Source organism: uncultured Roseobacter sp., from assembly GCF_947491795.1.
Classification (GTDB): Bacteria; Pseudomonadota; Alphaproteobacteria; order Rhodobacterales; family Rhodobacteraceae; genus Roseobacter.
Map to the genome: position 1 here is coordinate 183,159 of NZ_CANLKW010000003.1, position 16,170 is coordinate 199,328.

Here is a 16,170-nt window from a genome sequence, read left to right on the forward strand (position 1 = left end):
CAGTTATCAGGTATTGCTGCCCCAGCAAGGACGGCCCAGAGCAGATGAGGTGGATGGCTCCTGCTCCAACGGCATGGAGGGCCAGTGGCAATTACCACCCAAACAGGCCGGATACACGACTGAACTGACGGACCATCGCAAAACCACACAAACGCTTGCAATGCAGGAGCCATCCAAACACGACATTGAACGCCGGTCCCAGTCGCTTCGGTGCAGCTCGTCAAACTGGCCGTTCGCTGCGTGTGTTCCAGGCAACGAATTGCGGACATTTCGCCGACTGAACGAGGGTTCTCTCGGAGCTGAAACTCATAGGTCAAGCGCCGCTCGGTGTGGAGGTACCGGAGCATTCTGGCCGGATATCAGAGCAGCTTAGTCACCAGCACTTTGGCACTGTGTTTTCGCATTCAGTCAAAACGCCCCGGCATGCACAGGGCCTGCCGGGGCGCTTTTCTTTCGAATGCAACCAGCATCTGTATGAAAAGACGCCGGTCTGTCAGAGTTTACCGCTTGCTGGTTTCTACTCAGCCGCTGTTGCGTTACCGGACGGCCTCGGTTGTTGTGAAGCGTCATTGTCACTTTCGACCAGGGCGGTATCATCATCCGGCCTGGTCAACTGGCCGGGTGCCGCTCCGAGACTGTTCGCCAGACCGGCAACACCGTCTTCCATGGATACTCCCAGATCTTCCCCCAGTTTTTTCAGCGCAGGCAACTGGACCGCCATACCCATGATCGAATCGAGCGCCTGGTTGATGGGTGCCTTGTCGCCACCACCGCCTGCGCCAGCAGAACCGGGCAGTGCATTCATGCCACCGATATGGTGGATTTTGATGGAGTCGATTTTCTCGGCTGGCTTGACCATCTGGGCAACCACCTCAGGCAACTTCTCAAGGCGTGCGAGAGCGATTTTCATATTCACGATCTCGTCCGTGATCGCATTTTCGGATTCGACAATCGCCCGGCGGCCTTCGGCTTCGGCCAGCAGGTCGGCCTTTTTCGCGTCCGCTCGGATCGTCAGCGCATCCGCATCTGCGCGCGCTTCTTCACGCAGCGCCTCTGCCCTGTCCTGTGCTGCATCTTTTTCGGCCTGAGCCGCCAGACGGATACGGGTTGCTTCTCGTTCCGCTTCACGCTCTGCTTCGATCAGCGCGATGCGTTTGGAGCGTTCCGCGGTTGCCACCGAACGGGCAGTTTCAATGCTTTCGGAGGCCTTGGTCGCTTCGGCACGTGCCTCGTCGGCAGAGGCGCGGGCGCGGCTTTCTTCTTCTGATTTGGTCGCGATGATGATCTGGCGTTCCTGATCGGCTACTTCCAGTTCGCGGTCACGGGTAATCTCCGCCTCGCGGATGGCACGTTCGCGCGCAATATCTGCACCACGGATAGCCTCTTCACGTTTGATACGGGCCTGTTCCTTCTCGCGCTCCGCATCCTCCTGCCGGCGGGCGATCTCGGCTTCCTGCGCGGCTTCAAGGGTTGCGATTTCCTGGCGTTGCGCGATTGCGGCCTGCCGCTCATCCTGTTCGATTTTCAGCTTCAGACGTTCTGCTTCCATCGCGGCACGGCGCACGGACACATCTGCATCCGCATCAATCTCGGCGCGTTCTTTTTTGGATTTCGCGATAACTTCCGCCAGTTTACGCATACCGACTGCGTTAAAGGCGTTGTTTTCATCCAGTGCCTCAAATGGCGTCTGGTCCAGCGCCGTGAGTGATACAGATTCAAGTTCGAGACCGTTCTTAAGCAGGTCTTCGGAGACCGCATTCTGAACTTCCTGTACGAATTCCGCGCGGTTTTCATGCAGCTCGTCCATGGTCATCTGAGCCGCAACTGCGCGCAGACCGTCGACAAGCTTGCCCTCGATCAGTTCCCGCAGCTGGTCGACGAAAAACGTCCTGTCGCCAAGTGTCTGCGCGGCGCGACCGATGCCTTCTTCGGTGGCATTTACGGAGACGTAGAATTCGACGCCCACATCCACACGCATGCGGTCTTTGGTAATCAGCGCACCCTCGTGCGATCTCTGGACCTCCAGGCGGAGCGTTTTCATGTTCACCGGGCTGACTTCATGCAAAAGCGGCACAACAACGGTACCGCCGTCCATGATTACCTTTTTGCCACCAGCACCGGTTTTCACAAGGCTCACCTCGCGGGTCGCCCGGCGGTAAAGCCGGCCAAGCACAAGGCCCACAAAAACCAGAAATCCAATAATACTGGCAACAATTATGCCAAGTGTTGCGAGGTCCATATTCGTCTCCTTTATTCGTTTCGACAGTATTTTTCAGAATTCACGCATCAGCGGCCAGCGGTACAAGCCTGTAGCCCTGATCGCGCCGGTGGCGCAGCACCAGCACCTCAGAACCTGCCGGGATTGGTTCGTCATCCTTCAGCGGCTCACCGCGCAGGTAATGAACATTGCCGTACCGGTCCGTGACACGGACTTCGGCCGGACTGCCCCGCCGCGCGGTCCCCTGTGTCACCCTGCCGGTACGCCGCCCAAGATGACGGGCAGACAATGCCGTGGTCTCTGTTTTTGGCAGCAGTCTGGCAAAAACCACGCTGAACTGCCGGGCAAACCAGACGCCTGCGATGCTCGCCGGAACAATGGCTACAGAAGCAAGGAGGGGCGCTCCTGAAACAGACAGGGCCAGTTGCTGCACCACAAGTCCGGACAGACCAAAGCCCAGCAAAAGTGCTGCAATCCAGATCATGACCGGCACTTTGCCAAAACCGAGCCAGGCTGCGGGCCCGGCTGCCGCCCCTGCCCCGGCGCCCGCGTCGTAATCTGCGTCTATGTCCGCCAGTTCCACATCTGCAAGGTCCGCCGCGTCCAGATCAAGATTCAGATCGGCCAGGTCAACAGCGCCAAAATCCACATCGACGTCTGCTTCTGCACCGGCACCCAGAAGACTGCCGCCAATGAGCAGCAAAAGAGCTTCCAGCGCGAGCAACCCAAAAAGCAGCGCGAGCGAAAGTGTAAACGGAACAAGGGGTTCCGTCAGAAACAGGTCGAACATAACCCGGCCTTTCAATTGTGTACTGTGGTATACAGTATATAGGTTCTCACAGTTCCGTTACAAGACGACGCCGGCACCATAGGGCCCGGACGACGACACAAACAGGCAAAATTAGTCGGTATTGTGTCAAAACGTCAGGTATTTTTGCAAACCGCCACGAACAGGTCAAAACCCCTTCATGCACATGCTTAACCAGACGCCTGACAGGGATGGCCGGTGCCCGGACGTCACCGAGCAGGCATCACGCTGCAGGCACCGGCAAAGATTTCAGTTGATCGAATCAATGCGCTGGTCTAACGCCCGGAACAGCATTGGCTATGCCGGGAGAAGACGGATATCCGTCGCCGAAGGAGCAACCGCCCCGGAAACTCTCAGGTCCCAGGACCGGCACAGCCAGAACACTCCGGAAAGCGGCCCGAAAGGGTCCACCGTAGGAGAAAGCCCGGTATCGGGTGAAACTCTCAGGTTCCACGCACGGAGGGGGCAAGCGGCACAGTCCGCACGTGCGAGGAGAATTACTATGTCCAGAGTTGCTGTCATCGGCGCCGGTGTGACCGGCCTGACCACTGCCTATGAATTGCTTGACCGCGGTTTCGACGTCACTGTTTTTGACCGCAACCGCTATGCCGCAATGGAGACCAGTTTTGCCAATGGCGGGCAGCTCTCGGCCTCGAACGCGGAAACATGGACGCAGTGGGGCACTGTGCTCAAAGGGTTGAAATGGATGCTTCAGGCGGATGCGCCGCTTCTGGTGAACCCCGCTCCCACGCTTCACAAAATGCGCTGGATGGCAGAATTCCTGTCCAACATCCCGCACTACAAAGCAAACACCGTGGAAACCGTGCGTCTGGCAATTGCGGCCCGTTCTGTTCTGTTTGAAATGGCAGAGCGCGAGGGTATCGATTTCGATCTGGAACGCCGCGGCATCCTGCACTTCTACGACCGGCAGAAAGATCTGGCGCACGCACGTAAAGTGAACCTCTTGCTGCGCGAAGGCGGCCTTGAGCGCCGCGAAGTTGGTGTGGACGAAATGCGCGAGATCGAGCCCACGCTGCACGGCGATCTGGTGGGAGGATTTCTGACGGAATCCGACAGCTCGGGGGACATCCACAAATTCACCATGGGTCTTGCCCGCGCCTGTGCCCGCCGCGGCGCAGAGCTGCGTTTTGGTAACAGCGTGGATCGTCTGGTCTCCAAAGATGGCAAGGTCCGCATTTCCGAAGGCAGCCTGCGGCATGAATTTGATGCGGTCGTCGTCAGTGCGGGTATCCAGAGCCGTGAGTTCGCGCGCCAGCTTGGGGATCGCGTCAACATTTATCCGGTCAAAGGATACTCGGTCACCGTGTCACTGGACGATGCCGAGAGCCAGGCAGCGGCCCCCTGGATCAGCCTGCTGGACGACCGGGCCAAGATCGTGGCCAGCCGTTTTGGCGCAAACCGCTTCCGGATCGCCGGTACAGCTGAATTCAACGGTGCAAACCGCGACATCCGCGCCGACCGCATCCGCCCGCTGACTGAATGGTGCGAGAAACACTTCCCCGGTGTTTCGACCGAGAACGTGACCCCCTGGGCCGGACTGCGCCCGATGATGCCCTCCATGCTGCCGCGCGTTGGACGCGGCAATGCGCCGGGCGTTTTTTACAACACCGGTCACGGGCATCTGGGCTGGACACTTTCAGCAGCAACCGCGCGGATCGTGGCAGGCTGCGTGGCCGAAGCGCATGCGCCGGAAACCTTTGCAGCCGCTGAGGTTACGGCCCGCGCAGCCTGACCCCACGCTGACCGGGCAGGCCGTATCTGACATCATCGCCAGGTACGGCCTGCCCGCAGCTCTCTCCCCGGAGCCTTGCTCTTCAGGCAGCGGCTGAAACCGCACCAGGCGGTGTTACCGCTTTTTCCCCGGACCTGGGCGACAGCAAAGCCAGCCACTGTGCGGCATACTCCTCTGCGCTTGTCCCCGCTCTGACAGAAGCCGGAATTTCTGTCTGGCCGACCTCGTCCAGCCGTTTTTCGAGCACCCGCGCCCAGGCTTCGGGCGTTCGCTGCGAAACAGCGGAAATACCGGGGGTAATCTGATCCCTGAGACCATCAACAGCTGATACAAGAACGGATCGCCCCGACGCACGCGCCTCCTGCGCCACGAGACCAAAGGCTTCCCATCGGGAAGGCATCGCAACGATATCAACCTGTGCATAGGCGGCAGTCAGATCATCTGTGTGGCCTTTGAAGGTGATACGGTGGTCTGCACCGGCGAGCATCTGCAGTCTGTCCTGCTCCTGACCATCGCCAAAAATAACAAGACGCGCCCGGGTGTCGGGGCACAGGCGAAATGCTTCGATCAGCGTGTCAAAACCCTTTTGCGGCTCAAGCCTGCCAAAAGCGCCGATCGTGCGACCACCGGGCCGTGGCGCCGGAATACCGGTCAGGGCCGACATATCGACCTGAGGATGTATGACAGTCAGCGCGTCGTTCCGGACCAGAGCCCGGGTGCGCATCCATGCGGCCTGAGTGTGGCTTACGGCCACCACGTCATCAAAGAGCGAATACGCAACGCGCAGCATCGTGTGAAATCGCTTTTTCCGATTAACGTTTAATGCTGCAGACGCCGGGGTATAGCTGTGCTCGATGTGAATGATCCGGGCCAGAGGGTTGAGCGCCCGCAGGGTAACGAGCGCCGGCAGGCCGCGCCAGCTGAGCGCAAGATGAGAGACGATGACATCCGCACCGATGTGGTCTGCGGACCACGAGCCGCGCCGCACGGTTCGCACGGTCTGATGCACCTGCGCGGACAACTCTGGCAGCGTCAGAAGGTGGTCAAGCATTCGCATTATGCCGCCCGGAGTACTGTCATCGATCAGATGTACAATTCTAATGCTTTTCATGGGTGAAATCTCCTTTTCAATATCCGGGACGGCTGGCGATCAGCCTTGCCGCACAACGGACGGGCTTTGGACCCAGCACACGCAGAACTGCAGCGGCAGCAATGGTGACGCCGGATTTCAGCGGCTCTTCAAAAACGGGCCGTGTGGAACTGGCAAGCGCGCGCCGGATGAGAGGCCAGGCGTTGTCACCATCCATCGCACTGACCGCCCGACGGGCCAGATAACGCAGCTGGTACGCCCGCGCGGCCCCCAGGTGCGCGTCGAAAAAAGCAGGGTTAAACGGGCGCAGCTTCGCAATCATCAGCTCCCAGGCAGCCAGTTGCCTCTCGGTTGCAGATGAAAGTCCTTCGGGGTTGACCCGGTACCCTGTCAGCAGTCCGGGCACCCCCTCAATTTCCCAGTCCGTTGTGAGCATGAGCCGCAGCCAGCATTCAATATCCTCCGACTGACGGAACGTCTCGTCAAAGTACCAGTCGCGTCTGCTCTCTGTAGCGGGACGCCAGGCGATATCTGCCAGTGCCTGACGCCGCATGACCGCCGCCGATCCGTTGCCGACGGGGTTACGACACAGGACATGGCGCGCTGTGATGTTGCGCAGGCGGGGTTTCTGGGCCAGACCCGTCGGACGGGACTGTGCGTCGATAAATGCGGATCCTGAAAAGCTGAGGCCGACATCCGGTGCGCTGTCCAAGTGGTTTACATGGGTCATCAGTTTGTCAGGCATCCAGACATCGTCGGCGTCGCAAAATCCGACATATTCCCCGCGGGCCTGATCGATCCCGGTGTTGCGCGCACCGGCCAGTCCGCGGTTGGCCTGTGACAGAACGCGGATACGCGGGTCTGTCCTGAATGCATTTGCAACCTCCAGTGTGCTGTCGGCAGAGCCGTCATTGACGACGAGGATCTCAAAATCCTGAAAACTCTGTGCCAGCAGAGACAAAAGGGTTTCTGCAAGTGTCGTTTCACTGTTGAAAGCGGGTACAATAACAGAGGCTTTGGGCATTGGTCTGTCCTTTATCAGTGTGAAAAAAGCGCGCGTCGGGCTCGCCGGGGTAAAACGGAGACTGCCAGAGCGGCGAGCGCCGTAGCGCCCCCGCGGCGCAGCGGAAACAAAAACCCGGAGGCATCGCACCACAGGCCAGACGCGGTAAAACGCAGGGCTTCCAGCCGTCCGGTATCAAGACGCAAAGCCCGCCGCGCCAGATACCGCAGGTACGCGGCCTCCTGCGCAGGTGCAGGTTCATATCCGAACCGGCGGGCTGTGTGCAGCGCACTGCTGCGCCCTGCCCGCATCGCGTTCAGATCAGACGACAGGCCCGAGGGGCTGGTACGGTACCAAACGTGCAGGCTGCTGACCGGGTGCAGCTGGTGGCCGGCACCTGTAAAGCGGATCAGAAATTCCAGATCCTCGTTATGCACAATTTCTGGATCCAGCCCGCCGGTAGTCAGGAAAGCACCGCGCCTGACTGTCAGGTTCGACATTGTACAGACCGGGTTTTCCGCCAGCAGGTCCCTGATGCTTAGCGGGCGTTCCGGCACCTGCGAAACAGCCCGCCCATCGCCGGGTCTGGTACGGAAAAAACCGACACGTCCAAACGCGCCGGATACGCCGGGGCTGCGAAACAAATGGTTCAGCTCCTCAAGGCGACCGGCCAGCCACAGATCATCCGCATCACAGAAAGACAGCAGCGCACCGAGGGCCCGTGACGCACCAAAGTTGCGGGCATTGCTTGGTCCTTTCGACGGATTGCGCAACAACCGGATGCGACTGTCTTTCTGTGCTGCTCTGGCGACAATCTCTGCCGATCCGTCTGTGGCACCGTCATCAACGAACAACGCTTCCCAATCCGGCAATGTCTGCGCGCAGATGCTTTCGATGGTCTGCCCGATAACCTCTGCTTCGTTGAAAAATGGGACAATTACAGAAAACCGGGGCATATCAGCCTCTCCCTTGAAGGTGCGCCAGGCGCAGCGGAAAATGATAAAAGGCCGCACCCAGCATGATGATTGCCGATGTGATCAGGTAACCGGTGGCAACGGCCGTCAGACCGTGCGGTGCCAGAAGTGCCGTGTTGATCATCAGGCCGAGGGCCAGCAGAACGCTGACCGCCAGTTCATCGCCAGGCCGCCCACCGGACCGCAGCCAGCCCGCGACCGCGGACCAGATCACGGCAGGAAGGGCCGCAAGGCATAAAATCGAGACTACATGCGAGAATTCGCGCCACCCGTCGCCCAGCAGAAGCGGGACATACCAAGGCGCCAGTGCGGCCTGGGCCACAACAACCGGCGTCAGGACGGCAAGTGTGATCCCCAGACCGTCTTTCAGCGCAGCACAGCGGTCGTCAGCGGCGCAAAGATGCGGAAAGAGAACGACGGAAAACGCCTGTGTGAATGAGGTTGCAAGCCCCAGTCCCGCATTGAAAGCCATGAAATAAATCCCAAGGCTTTCGGCACCCAGCATTGCACCTACGATGAGTTTGTCCGCCTGCAGCCGCAGCACTTTGACGACTTCGACACCCAGCACCATCAGCCCATAGGTCCAGAACGGCCGCAGTGGCGCCTGCCCGGCACTCTGACACGCGGTCCAGGGCCGCAGACGGCGCATCAGTACAAGCCAAACGGGGGCCGCGACGATACGCGGCAGCACGAGCGCCAGGGGAGAGGGCCAGATCAGCGCCAGAAGAACCGTGGCAATGTTGGCCCCTGCGACCTGGGCCCCGGCAATTGCTGCCGTCTGCCGCAATTTGCCCTCGCGCATCGCCAGAGCCGCCTGGACCAGACCCGCTGGCATGAACAGATACTCCAGAGCCAGTAATCCCAGCAGCATTGCCAGCACTTCAAGGCCGCAGGCGGCCAGCACTACCGCTATCGCTGATTGCAGCAGAAACAGCCCCCCGCACCACCAGGTAAATATCCGCCGTGCGGTGTTGCAGCGCTGGTCCAACTCGTCCGGTGGGGAAGCTATGATGCGCTGCCCGACGCCATTTTCCGTCAGAGCCTTGAGGATGTCGCCCGCAGCCAGTGCTGCAGCGGCAACACCGATCACGGCAGGATCCATCGTGCGGGCAATCACGACAACCACAAGCAGTCTTGTTGCCTTGCCTGCTGCTTCAGAGGCCGCATAGGACAGCAACTGCCCTGCGAAAACCGTTGTTGCGAAGATACCCGCCATTACCCTGTCCGATCGTTAACCTGAAACCTGCACTGCTTCTAACGGAGGCAGTTTTCACTGTCCTGCGCGCTCCCGGACACAAAAGAGGGCCGTTCGGGCAGCAGCCTATCCGTTTGGATGATCCGATCATCCCGATGACAGTATTCTGAAAAACGGACCTGCCGTGTATCTCCGGGGCACACCAATGGAGTACGTTAAAGATGACCGGATTTTTGAAAAACAGCGTTATGAGCCTGGCCGCGGCCGCTACAGTTTCAGCATGTACAAGCATGCGCACCCCCGACAACATTGAACCTGTCGAAAGTGGCAAAGGGTATCAGTCCCAGTACAGAGAACCGGTTGTTGCCCGCAACTCGATGGAATTTCTGCAATCAAGCATGATCAACGAAAGCACGTGTCTGCCAGAGGCCGGCGGAAGCCTCGATGTGATCCCGGCCAAGTGGTCGAGCCCGACACTGAATCCTTTGCTGGGAGAAAAGCTGTCGCGCAACGATATGGTTCAGGTCACCATCGACGGCGATAACGCCCTCAGCGGAACCTTTGTTGTGTCGCGTGACGGGACGCTCAAGCTGCCCTACCTGGGCGCGGTTCCGGCACAGGGACGCACCGCCGTCGACGTGGAGCGCATTCTGAGTGCGGCACTTGTATCTGCCGAGTTCTACAACCGCCCGCCCAGACTGACAGTGCGCATCACGGATTTTGCCTCTGTAGTGGTTGGTGTGAAAGGCGCGGTTTTTGAGCCGCATGCGGTCGAGATTGGTGGCATCACCGGCGACGCTCTGGATGCGGGCCGTCAGAACGCGCTCGGCGCCTCAACCGAGGGGCGCAACCTGGCTGCGGCGCTGCGTGCGGCAGGTGGTGTGCGTCCCGATGCTGATCTTTCGTCGGTCGAACTGCACAGAGCCGGCCGCGTCTACCGGATGGATCTGCGCGGCGTGTTCGACGGCACCGACCCGACCGATATCATGATGCTCAGCGGCGATGAGATCGTCGTGAAAAGCCGCCATTGTTTTCAGGATGATCTGATGCGCCCTGGCCCGATCAGCCCGCCCGGCGTGTCTCTCTTTTTGTCCAACCTGACCCAACCCGCTGCAGGTAATGCGGTCTCGGCCATTGGCCGCGAAGTCCGCCAGATGCCCTATGGCACACGTTTCATGCAGGCAGTCGTTGACAGTAACTGTGTCGGCGGAGCGAAAACAACGAATGCCAACCGCAGCGCGGTGCTCTTTTCGCGCAATCCCATCACAGGCGTGTCCGTGGTGATCGAGCGTGACATCGAGGATCTGTTGCGCCGCGGAGACAGGGACGACTTTGACCCCTATGTACTGCCCGGAGACGCCGTGGCCTGCTATGACAGCACCGTCACCGGTATCGCCGAAATCGGCCGCGTCCTGGGGATTGTCGGCACGGGCCTGCTGATTGCTCAGTGAGCACTATGAAATGTCGGGTAACTTTCTGCGGGACGTTGCCCAGACACCCCGCGCCCGATGAGCCAGAACCTCAAGCCGGTCGTGCGCCTGGTGTTCAACCGCGACCTCGGCATCGATCAGAACATCGCGCAGTTCCGGCATGCCAAAAAGCGCTGCACTCCCGGCAATCCGGTGGCATTCCATTTTCAGGCTGCTCTGATCGCCGTGCTGCCAGGCCGCAGTTTTCAACCGCCCGATCAGGCGATCTGTTTCATCCGCGAAGCGGGTCAGCAACCCGGCAAAGGCCTCTTCGCCCAGATCCGTACGCATCTCTTCCAGCGTACCGTCACCAGGGTGACCGGATGTTACCTGCGCGCCGGAGCCGGTCACTTCGGCAAGCGCCCGGCGCAGAGCAGCAACTGAAATCGGTTTGCCGACAAAGGCATTCATGCCAGCATCGGAAAACTTTTCGACGGCATCGGCCAGCACATTGGCAGAGACCGCTACAATCGGGACATCGGCGGACCGCCCCGTCCCGCCGCGTATGTGCCGCGTGGCTGTCAGACCATCCATTACCGGCATACTGATATCCATAAGAATGGCGTCATATCTGTGAGCATCTGCGGCATCGACGCCGGATTTCCCATCAGTTGCCACCGTCACTTTGTGTCCGTCTTTTTCCAGCATGCGGGATATCACAAGCAGGTTGATTTCGTTGTCCTCAACAACCAACAGGTCAAGCGATCTGCTCTGCGCGGACGTATCGTTCACAGGTTGCCAGATTTTCTCCGGCGCCGAAGGCGGCAAGGGCAGACGCACCCAGAACACACTGCCTTCACCCGGTTCACTTTCTACGCCAATGTCACCGCCCAGCGCCTTGGTCAGGCGTTTCGCAATACCCAGCCCCAGGCCTGTGCCCCCGGCGACGCGCCCGATAGACGGGTCCATGGTGTGAAAATCCTCAAACACTGTCTCTGTATCTGCCGCGGCAATGCCAACACCGGTATCAATGATACGAAATTCCGTGACCGGCACATCTGTGATTTCAACCCGGCCGGAAACCTCCACCTCCACAGAAACCCGGCCCTGATGAGTAAACTTGATGGCATTGCCCACAAGGTTCAGCAGAATCTGACGCAGTTTCTGACCATCCGCGACCACCCAGGGCTGCGCTTCGCCGATCCACTGCCATTCGATCACGTTGCCCCGTTCCGCCGCGCTGCCGCTTTGACTGTCCACGATTTCCTGAACCAGCTCGCCCAGATTGACTGTGTCGCGCAGCACACTCAGCTTGCCTGCCTCAAAACGCGCGATATCCAGCACTGAATTCACATGGTTAAGAAGCACTTCGCCGGATATTTCCATGTTCCGGGTGAACTGTTTCTGGTCCGTTGAAAGGCGTGTGTCGCCCAGCAGGGAAAGGTTGCCGAGAATCCCGTTCAGCGGTGTCCGGATCTCATGGCTCATAACGGTCAGGAATTCGTCCTTGGCCTTTTTGCCCGCCAGGGCCCTGTCCCGCGCCGAAATGAGCTCCTGCTCATCAGCGACCTGGCGCGAAATGTCCCGGATAAAACCGATGATGATTTCGTTTCCGTCATCTGTCGCTGACTGCAGTGCCAGCTCGACCGGAAAAACCTCGCCACCGGCGCGCATGGCTTCCAGCTGAACCCGGCCCTTGCCGACCACATGTTTTTCGCCCTTTTTCTGCATGCGTTCCATACCAGTGTCGTGCGCATCGCGCAGATGCGGAGGAACGATCAGATCACCGATGGATTTGCCCAGCACATCGGGTTGGGCATAGCCGAAAATACTCTCGGCGGCCGGGTTGAAATGGATAATCTGCCCATCGATGTTCACTACAATGACGGCGTCCAGAGATGTCGCCAGCACAGTGTTCATCCGCGCGTTGACCTGCGCCGTCTCGGCACTGCTGCGGCGGATTTTGCGGTTTACAAACAGCAGCCAGATACTCACTCCGGTCAGGGAAAGGAGCAAAGCGCCCGAGAACGCCGCAAGTCGGCTCAGCGTGCGGGCCGTGTCCATTCGGCGTGCGTCTGACTGCCGGGCGAAAAAGTCCAGCCCCGCCACTGAAAGACTGCGGACCTCGCTTCTTATTGCCAGTGCCCTTCTCCAGATGTCATCTGTCTGTCGTTCGAGTTCCCTGTCGTCGCCATCCATCTGCCGGGCGGTCTCGTCCAACAGGTTCGAGACAACGGCGAGGGGCATTGCAAACTCTGGTTTTTCACGCAGATCCGCAAACAGCCGCGCGCTTTTCAGGGTGTCGACCCGGCTGTAAAAAATGTCGAACTGCCTGCGCAACCGGGGCAGGTCAATATCGCCTTCTTCTGTTCCGGAACGCGGCTCCGTATGTCCGAAATGCTCCAGCGCGTTGAGAAAAGAGAGGTATTCAACCTCTACCTGGGTCAGCGTCCACTGCACATTATCCGAGCTGGCGGAACGCTGTTGTTCCAGATCCTCGACGACCTGTCGTCCCAGAGCAATTGTTACTACTAGGAACGCGAAAAGCCCAAAGCCGATGAGCCATACGACCCACCGGCTTTGACGCGGACTGCGCAGTTTGCTGAGGTTCACATTACTGCCCCTGAATAATGCCTGACGCCCAGGCTATTCGACCATTTCGAGCCTGTCGAGTTGCCAGATACTGCGGGAATAGACCACTTCCGAGCGGAATTCCGGATCGCTGTCATACGGATAAACGATCCAGAGCGGCCCCTTTTGCCGGCGCGACATTGGCGCATCGTTCAGCAGATATGCGATAATCGGTGCCTGCGGGGTGATCGAGCTTACCGGTATCTCGACGGTATAGTCATTTATTGCGGTGGCCAGAACAGTCTGCGCCTCCGCCCCCACGGCTTCAAGAAGTACTGCCAGCGGCACACCGACAAACGTGTTCTCACCTTCTGTCCAGATCGTGCTGGTTTTGTATGTCCCGGCTGGAAGCGCAGACAGCATTTCTCTATCAAAACGGGCTGTGTCATCGACGTTTGTGTGACTGATTTTGCCAGTCACAATCAGAACCGGATCCCCCTGTGGCATATCGAGGTGTTCCGCAGCAACGAGCCCGGACCAGGCCAGCATAATACCGGCAAATATTCCTGTGATACGACGCATCGCGTCCTCCAATGATTCCCTGCAGTCCTTATGCACGGCACGTCACCGGCGTCACAATCAGGCATGTGGATAGCAGCCTATCCTTTCGGATAGGTTGCCGTTCAGCCCGCAGTCATCCGCTGTTTTTCCATTGTTTTCAGCTATGCCTGGCATTCCTGCGACTGGTGGCCTGTTCCGAACAACGTGCCGCCGGCATCAGGCCTTGCGCCTTCAGTAAGCCCCGCGCCCGGACAGGACCGCCCGGAGCGTCAGCCCCATCAGCACAATGTCGAGAAGGGTCGACTGCGACCGGACATAGGCCAGATCCATGTCGACCATTTTCTCAAACCCGATGTTTGCGCGCCCGGACACCTGCCAGACACCGGTGATACCAGGTTTCGCCCGCAGACGCCCTTTTGCGCGTTCGGGAAAGGCTGCTACTTCCTCGGGCAGCGAAGGACGCGGGCCGACAATGGACATATCTCCGCGCAGCACGTTGATCAGCTGCGGCAGCTCATCCATCGAGGTGCGACGCAGCAACCGGCCGACCCGTGTTACGCGCGGGTCGCTCTGCGCCTTAAAGCAGATGCCTTCGCGGTCGGAAGCCGCAAGCAATGCCGCCCGCGCCGTTTCCGCATTGGTGTGCATGGAGCGGAATTTGAGAATCTGAAACGGTTTGCCATCACGCCCGATGCGTGTCTGCCGAAAGAAAGCAGGGCCGCGTGTTTCAATTCGGATAACCGCCGCCAACAGCAGCAGCGGCAATGCCAGACAGATCAGCGCGGAAGCAGATACAGCAATGTCGACAGCGCGTTTTGTGACCACGTTCCGGTCGGATACGCGCGCAGCATGCAGCGCCGCACGACAAAGGAAAGCACCGTTTCCAATAAGATAGCGCTGAGCCAGCCGCCGCGGTTCGATTGCCAGCCGCCATGCCCATTCAAGGCGCGCCCGGCGCACAAAGACAGGTGCCCGGCGCACGTTACCCGCCAGAAAGTCAAACAGAGCCCCGACACCAACCACAAGATCCGCATTGATCAGGGCGCGGTTCCGGTCAATCCAGATTTCCTGCCGGGGAACCCCCATGGCAACCAGCACGATATCTGCGGCGGTTTCATTGATCTCTGCCACGGCATCTGCTGCCGGGTGGGCATCGTTATATCCATCGCGCGTTCCGGCTATGCGCAGACCAGGCAGGTCCATACAGAGCCGCGCAGCTGCCGCAGCTGCCGTACCTGGCGTGCCCCCGATGAGAAACACCGATCTCCCCAGCCGGGCAGCCTCGCGGAGCAAGAGTGGGATAAAGTCGGTGCCATTGAGGTTTGCGGTCAGTTTTTTGCCCCGCATTCCTGCAGCCATATCAACACCGACGCCGTCCGGAAGAATGTAGTCTGTCCGCCCCAGAGAGGCGGCATAGCCCCGGTGTTTCGCCCGTACGTTGGCGCAATGTGCGTTCACAAAGGCCACTGTGGCCCGACCGCCGGCCAGCAGGTGCTGTGCGGCTTTCAGCGGTTCTGCATCGACGAGAGGAAGCCCCATAACTTCCTGAACCGGCAGCGTCTGTCCGGCAACAGGCAGTGACCCTGGGAAAAGGCTGTGAGACGGTTGGTAGTGCATGGCGATGCTCCGTTTGTGGCAATGTCAAATCTGCTGCCACAGATGAAACATCGCCGCTCACCGCGACAGACGGGCGGACGGACAGGTCGCGGCGCTTGTGGTGGATTTGACCTCTCCTGCCGGTCGCGGAACAGTACGGTCAGGTGCCAGTTTACCCGAACGGGTAGAAAAACCTGTCCGATTGCCCGTATTTTTTGGTTAGTCACGAAGAGATATACCCGTATCAGTAGAGCACGATTCGCTGCAGGAGACTTAGTGTGAGAGTACTGATTGCCGACGACCATGGGTTGGTCCTGGATACTATTGTCGCCTATGTGCAGGCGGCAGGCGACGTTGAGGTCGTGACCGCGCCTGACTTTCACCAGGCAAAAAGCCTTATCGAGGAGCAGCCGCCTTTTGATCTGGTGCTGCTGGACCTCAACATGCCCGGTATGAACGGTCTGGAAGGACTTAAGACCGCCCTGACGCTGGATGGTGCAGCACATGTTGCACTGCTTACCGGTGAAGCGTCCCGCGACATTGCCGAGCGGGCACTGGAGGCGGGAGCCGCCGGTTTCGTGCCCAAGACCCTGCCCGCAAAGTCACTGGTCAACGCGATCCGTTTCATGGCCATGGGCGAGCAGTATCTGCCCGCGGGCTTTATGGCCGCCGCTGAAAAAGAAAACGATCACCCGCTCGCGCAAAAGCTGACACAGCGCGAACTGCAGGTTCTCAAAGGACTGACCGAAGGCAAATCGAATAAGGAAATAGCCCGCGACCTCGACTTGTCAGAACCCACAGTCAAACTGCATGTCAAAACGCTTTACCGCAAAGTCGGTGCAAGCAACCGGACACAGGCGGCCATGACGGCCCGCGAGGCTGGTCTGTTCTGAACACCGGGCACTATCCTTTCGGGTAGTACGGGCTACCCTTGCCCCGCCGGGTATCCGTTGGCGCAAAAGACACACTGCATGGCACATCGTATGACCTCT

The 16,170-nt window shown here is 59.3% G+C and carries 12 protein-coding genes and 1 riboswitch; of the genes, 3 read left to right on the forward strand and 9 right to left on the reverse strand.

All coding sequences use genetic code 11. The features are described 5' to 3' along the window. Positions 1-517: 517 nt before the first annotated feature. Both Q1A34_RS12810 and Q1A34_RS12815 read right to left on the reverse strand, forming a co-directional pair. A complete protein-coding gene (locus tag Q1A34_RS12810) occupies positions 518-2,239 on the reverse strand; it encodes a flotillin domain-containing protein (RefSeq protein WP_300034536.1) in 1,722 nt (573 codons plus the stop codon). Between the two features lie 40 nt (positions 2,240-2,279). Continuing rightward, on the reverse strand, positions 2,280-3,008 hold the full coding sequence (locus tag Q1A34_RS12815) for an OB-fold-containig protein (protein ID WP_300034539.1): 729 nt from the start codon (positions 3,006-3,008) through the stop codon (positions 2,280-2,282). A gap of 311 nt (positions 3,009-3,319) precedes the next feature. Next, positions 3,320-3,405: riboswitch (glycine riboswitch) on the forward strand. 123 nt (positions 3,406-3,528) lie between these two features. Between Q1A34_RS12815 and Q1A34_RS12820 the strand changes: the two genes are divergently transcribed. Further along, complete coding sequence (locus Q1A34_RS12820; protein ID WP_300034542.1) at positions 3,529-4,779, forward strand: D-amino acid dehydrogenase; 1,251 nt, start codon at positions 3,529-3,531, stop codon at positions 4,777-4,779. 82 nt (positions 4,780-4,861) lie between these two features. On the opposite strand, the gene Q1A34_RS12825 is transcribed toward Q1A34_RS12820, so the two are convergent. Genes Q1A34_RS12825 through Q1A34_RS12840 form a run of 4 tightly spaced genes read right to left on the reverse strand, consistent with a single transcriptional unit; the run spans position 4,862 to position 9,062 of the window. Continuing rightward, a complete protein-coding gene (locus Q1A34_RS12825) occupies positions 4,862-5,890 on the reverse strand; it encodes a glycosyltransferase family 4 protein (protein ID WP_300034544.1) in 1,029 nt (342 codons plus the stop codon). A 16-nt stretch (positions 5,891-5,906) separates the two neighbouring features. Beyond that, positions 5,907-6,893, reverse strand: a complete 987-nt coding sequence (locus Q1A34_RS12830; RefSeq protein WP_300034547.1) for a glycosyltransferase family 2 protein — start codon at positions 6,891-6,893, stop codon at positions 5,907-5,909. Between the two features lie 14 nt (positions 6,894-6,907). Then, positions 6,908-7,828: a glycosyltransferase family 2 protein gene (locus Q1A34_RS12835; protein WP_300034550.1), complete on the reverse strand. Its 921-nt coding sequence runs from the start codon at positions 7,826-7,828 to the stop codon at positions 6,908-6,910. Position 7,829: 1 nt separating this feature from the next. Next, positions 7,830-9,062 carry an oligosaccharide flippase family protein gene (locus tag Q1A34_RS12840; RefSeq protein WP_300034553.1) on the reverse strand — a complete coding sequence of 411 codons (1,233 nt, stop codon included), beginning with the start codon at positions 9,060-9,062 and terminating at the stop codon, positions 7,830-7,832. A gap of 227 nt (positions 9,063-9,289) precedes the next feature. Between Q1A34_RS12840 and Q1A34_RS12845 the strand changes: the two genes are divergently transcribed. Next, entirely contained in the window at positions 9,290-10,492 is a 1,203-nt protein-coding gene (locus tag Q1A34_RS12845; protein WP_300034556.1) for a polysaccharide biosynthesis/export family protein, read from the forward strand. A 3-nt stretch (positions 10,493-10,495) separates the two neighbouring features. Here Q1A34_RS12845 and Q1A34_RS12850 read toward each other — a convergent pair whose 3' ends face one another. The 3 genes from Q1A34_RS12850 to Q1A34_RS12860 form a co-directional block, all read right to left on the reverse strand. Beyond that, positions 10,496-13,063, reverse strand: a complete 2,568-nt coding sequence (locus tag Q1A34_RS12850) for a PAS domain-containing hybrid sensor histidine kinase/response regulator (RefSeq protein WP_300034560.1) — start codon at positions 13,061-13,063, stop codon at positions 10,496-10,498. A gap of 33 nt (positions 13,064-13,096) precedes the next feature. Continuing rightward, the gene (locus Q1A34_RS12855; RefSeq protein ID WP_300034563.1) at positions 13,097-13,603 is read right to left on the reverse strand and encodes a molybdopterin-dependent oxidoreductase; all 507 of its coding nucleotides are present in this window, start codon (positions 13,601-13,603) and stop codon (positions 13,097-13,099) included. 210 nt (positions 13,604-13,813) lie between these two features. Further along, the gene (locus Q1A34_RS12860) at positions 13,814-15,199 is read right to left on the reverse strand and encodes a WecB/TagA/CpsF family glycosyltransferase (protein ID WP_300034566.1); all 1,386 of its coding nucleotides are present in this window, start codon (positions 15,197-15,199) and stop codon (positions 13,814-13,816) included. A gap of 257 nt (positions 15,200-15,456) precedes the next feature. On the opposite strand from Q1A34_RS12860, the gene Q1A34_RS12865 reads away from it, so the two are divergent. After that, on the forward strand, positions 15,457-16,071 hold the full coding sequence (locus Q1A34_RS12865) for a response regulator transcription factor (protein WP_300034569.1): 615 nt from the start codon (positions 15,457-15,459) through the stop codon (positions 16,069-16,071). Positions 16,072-16,170: the final 99 nt, after the last annotated feature.

What these genes read in the sequence shown, in the direction of transcription:
- Q1A34_RS12810 (WP_300034536.1), bottom strand. Translation starts at nt 2,239, where the DNA reads ATGGACCTCGCAACACTTGGCATAATTGTTGCCAGTATTATTGGATTT.
- Q1A34_RS12815 (WP_300034539.1), bottom strand. Translation starts at nt 3,008, where the DNA reads ATGTTCGACCTGTTTCTGACGGAACCCCTTGTTCCGTTTACACTTTCG.
- Q1A34_RS12820 (WP_300034542.1), top strand. Translation starts at nt 3,529, where the DNA reads ATGTCCAGAGTTGCTGTCATCGGCGCCGGTGTGACCGGCCTGACCACT.
- Q1A34_RS12825 (WP_300034544.1), bottom strand. Translation starts at nt 5,890, where the DNA reads ATGAAAAGCATTAGAATTGTACATCTGATCGATGACAGTACTCCGGGC.
- Q1A34_RS12830 (WP_300034547.1), bottom strand. Translation starts at nt 6,893, where the DNA reads ATGCCCAAAGCCTCTGTTATTGTACCCGCTTTCAACAGTGAAACGACA.
- Q1A34_RS12835 (WP_300034550.1), bottom strand. Translation starts at nt 7,828, where the DNA reads ATGCCCCGGTTTTCTGTAATTGTCCCATTTTTCAACGAAGCAGAGGTT.
- Q1A34_RS12840 (WP_300034553.1), bottom strand. Translation starts at nt 9,062, where the DNA reads ATGGCGGGTATCTTCGCAACAACGGTTTTCGCAGGGCAGTTGCTGTCC.
- Q1A34_RS12845 (WP_300034556.1), top strand. Translation starts at nt 9,290, where the DNA reads ATGAGCCTGGCCGCGGCCGCTACAGTTTCAGCATGTACAAGCATGCGC.
- Q1A34_RS12855 (WP_300034563.1), bottom strand. Translation starts at nt 13,603, where the DNA reads ATGCGTCGTATCACAGGAATATTTGCCGGTATTATGCTGGCCTGGTCC.
- Q1A34_RS12860 (WP_300034566.1), bottom strand. Translation starts at nt 15,199, where the DNA reads ATGCACTACCAACCGTCTCACAGCCTTTTCCCAGGGTCACTGCCTGTT.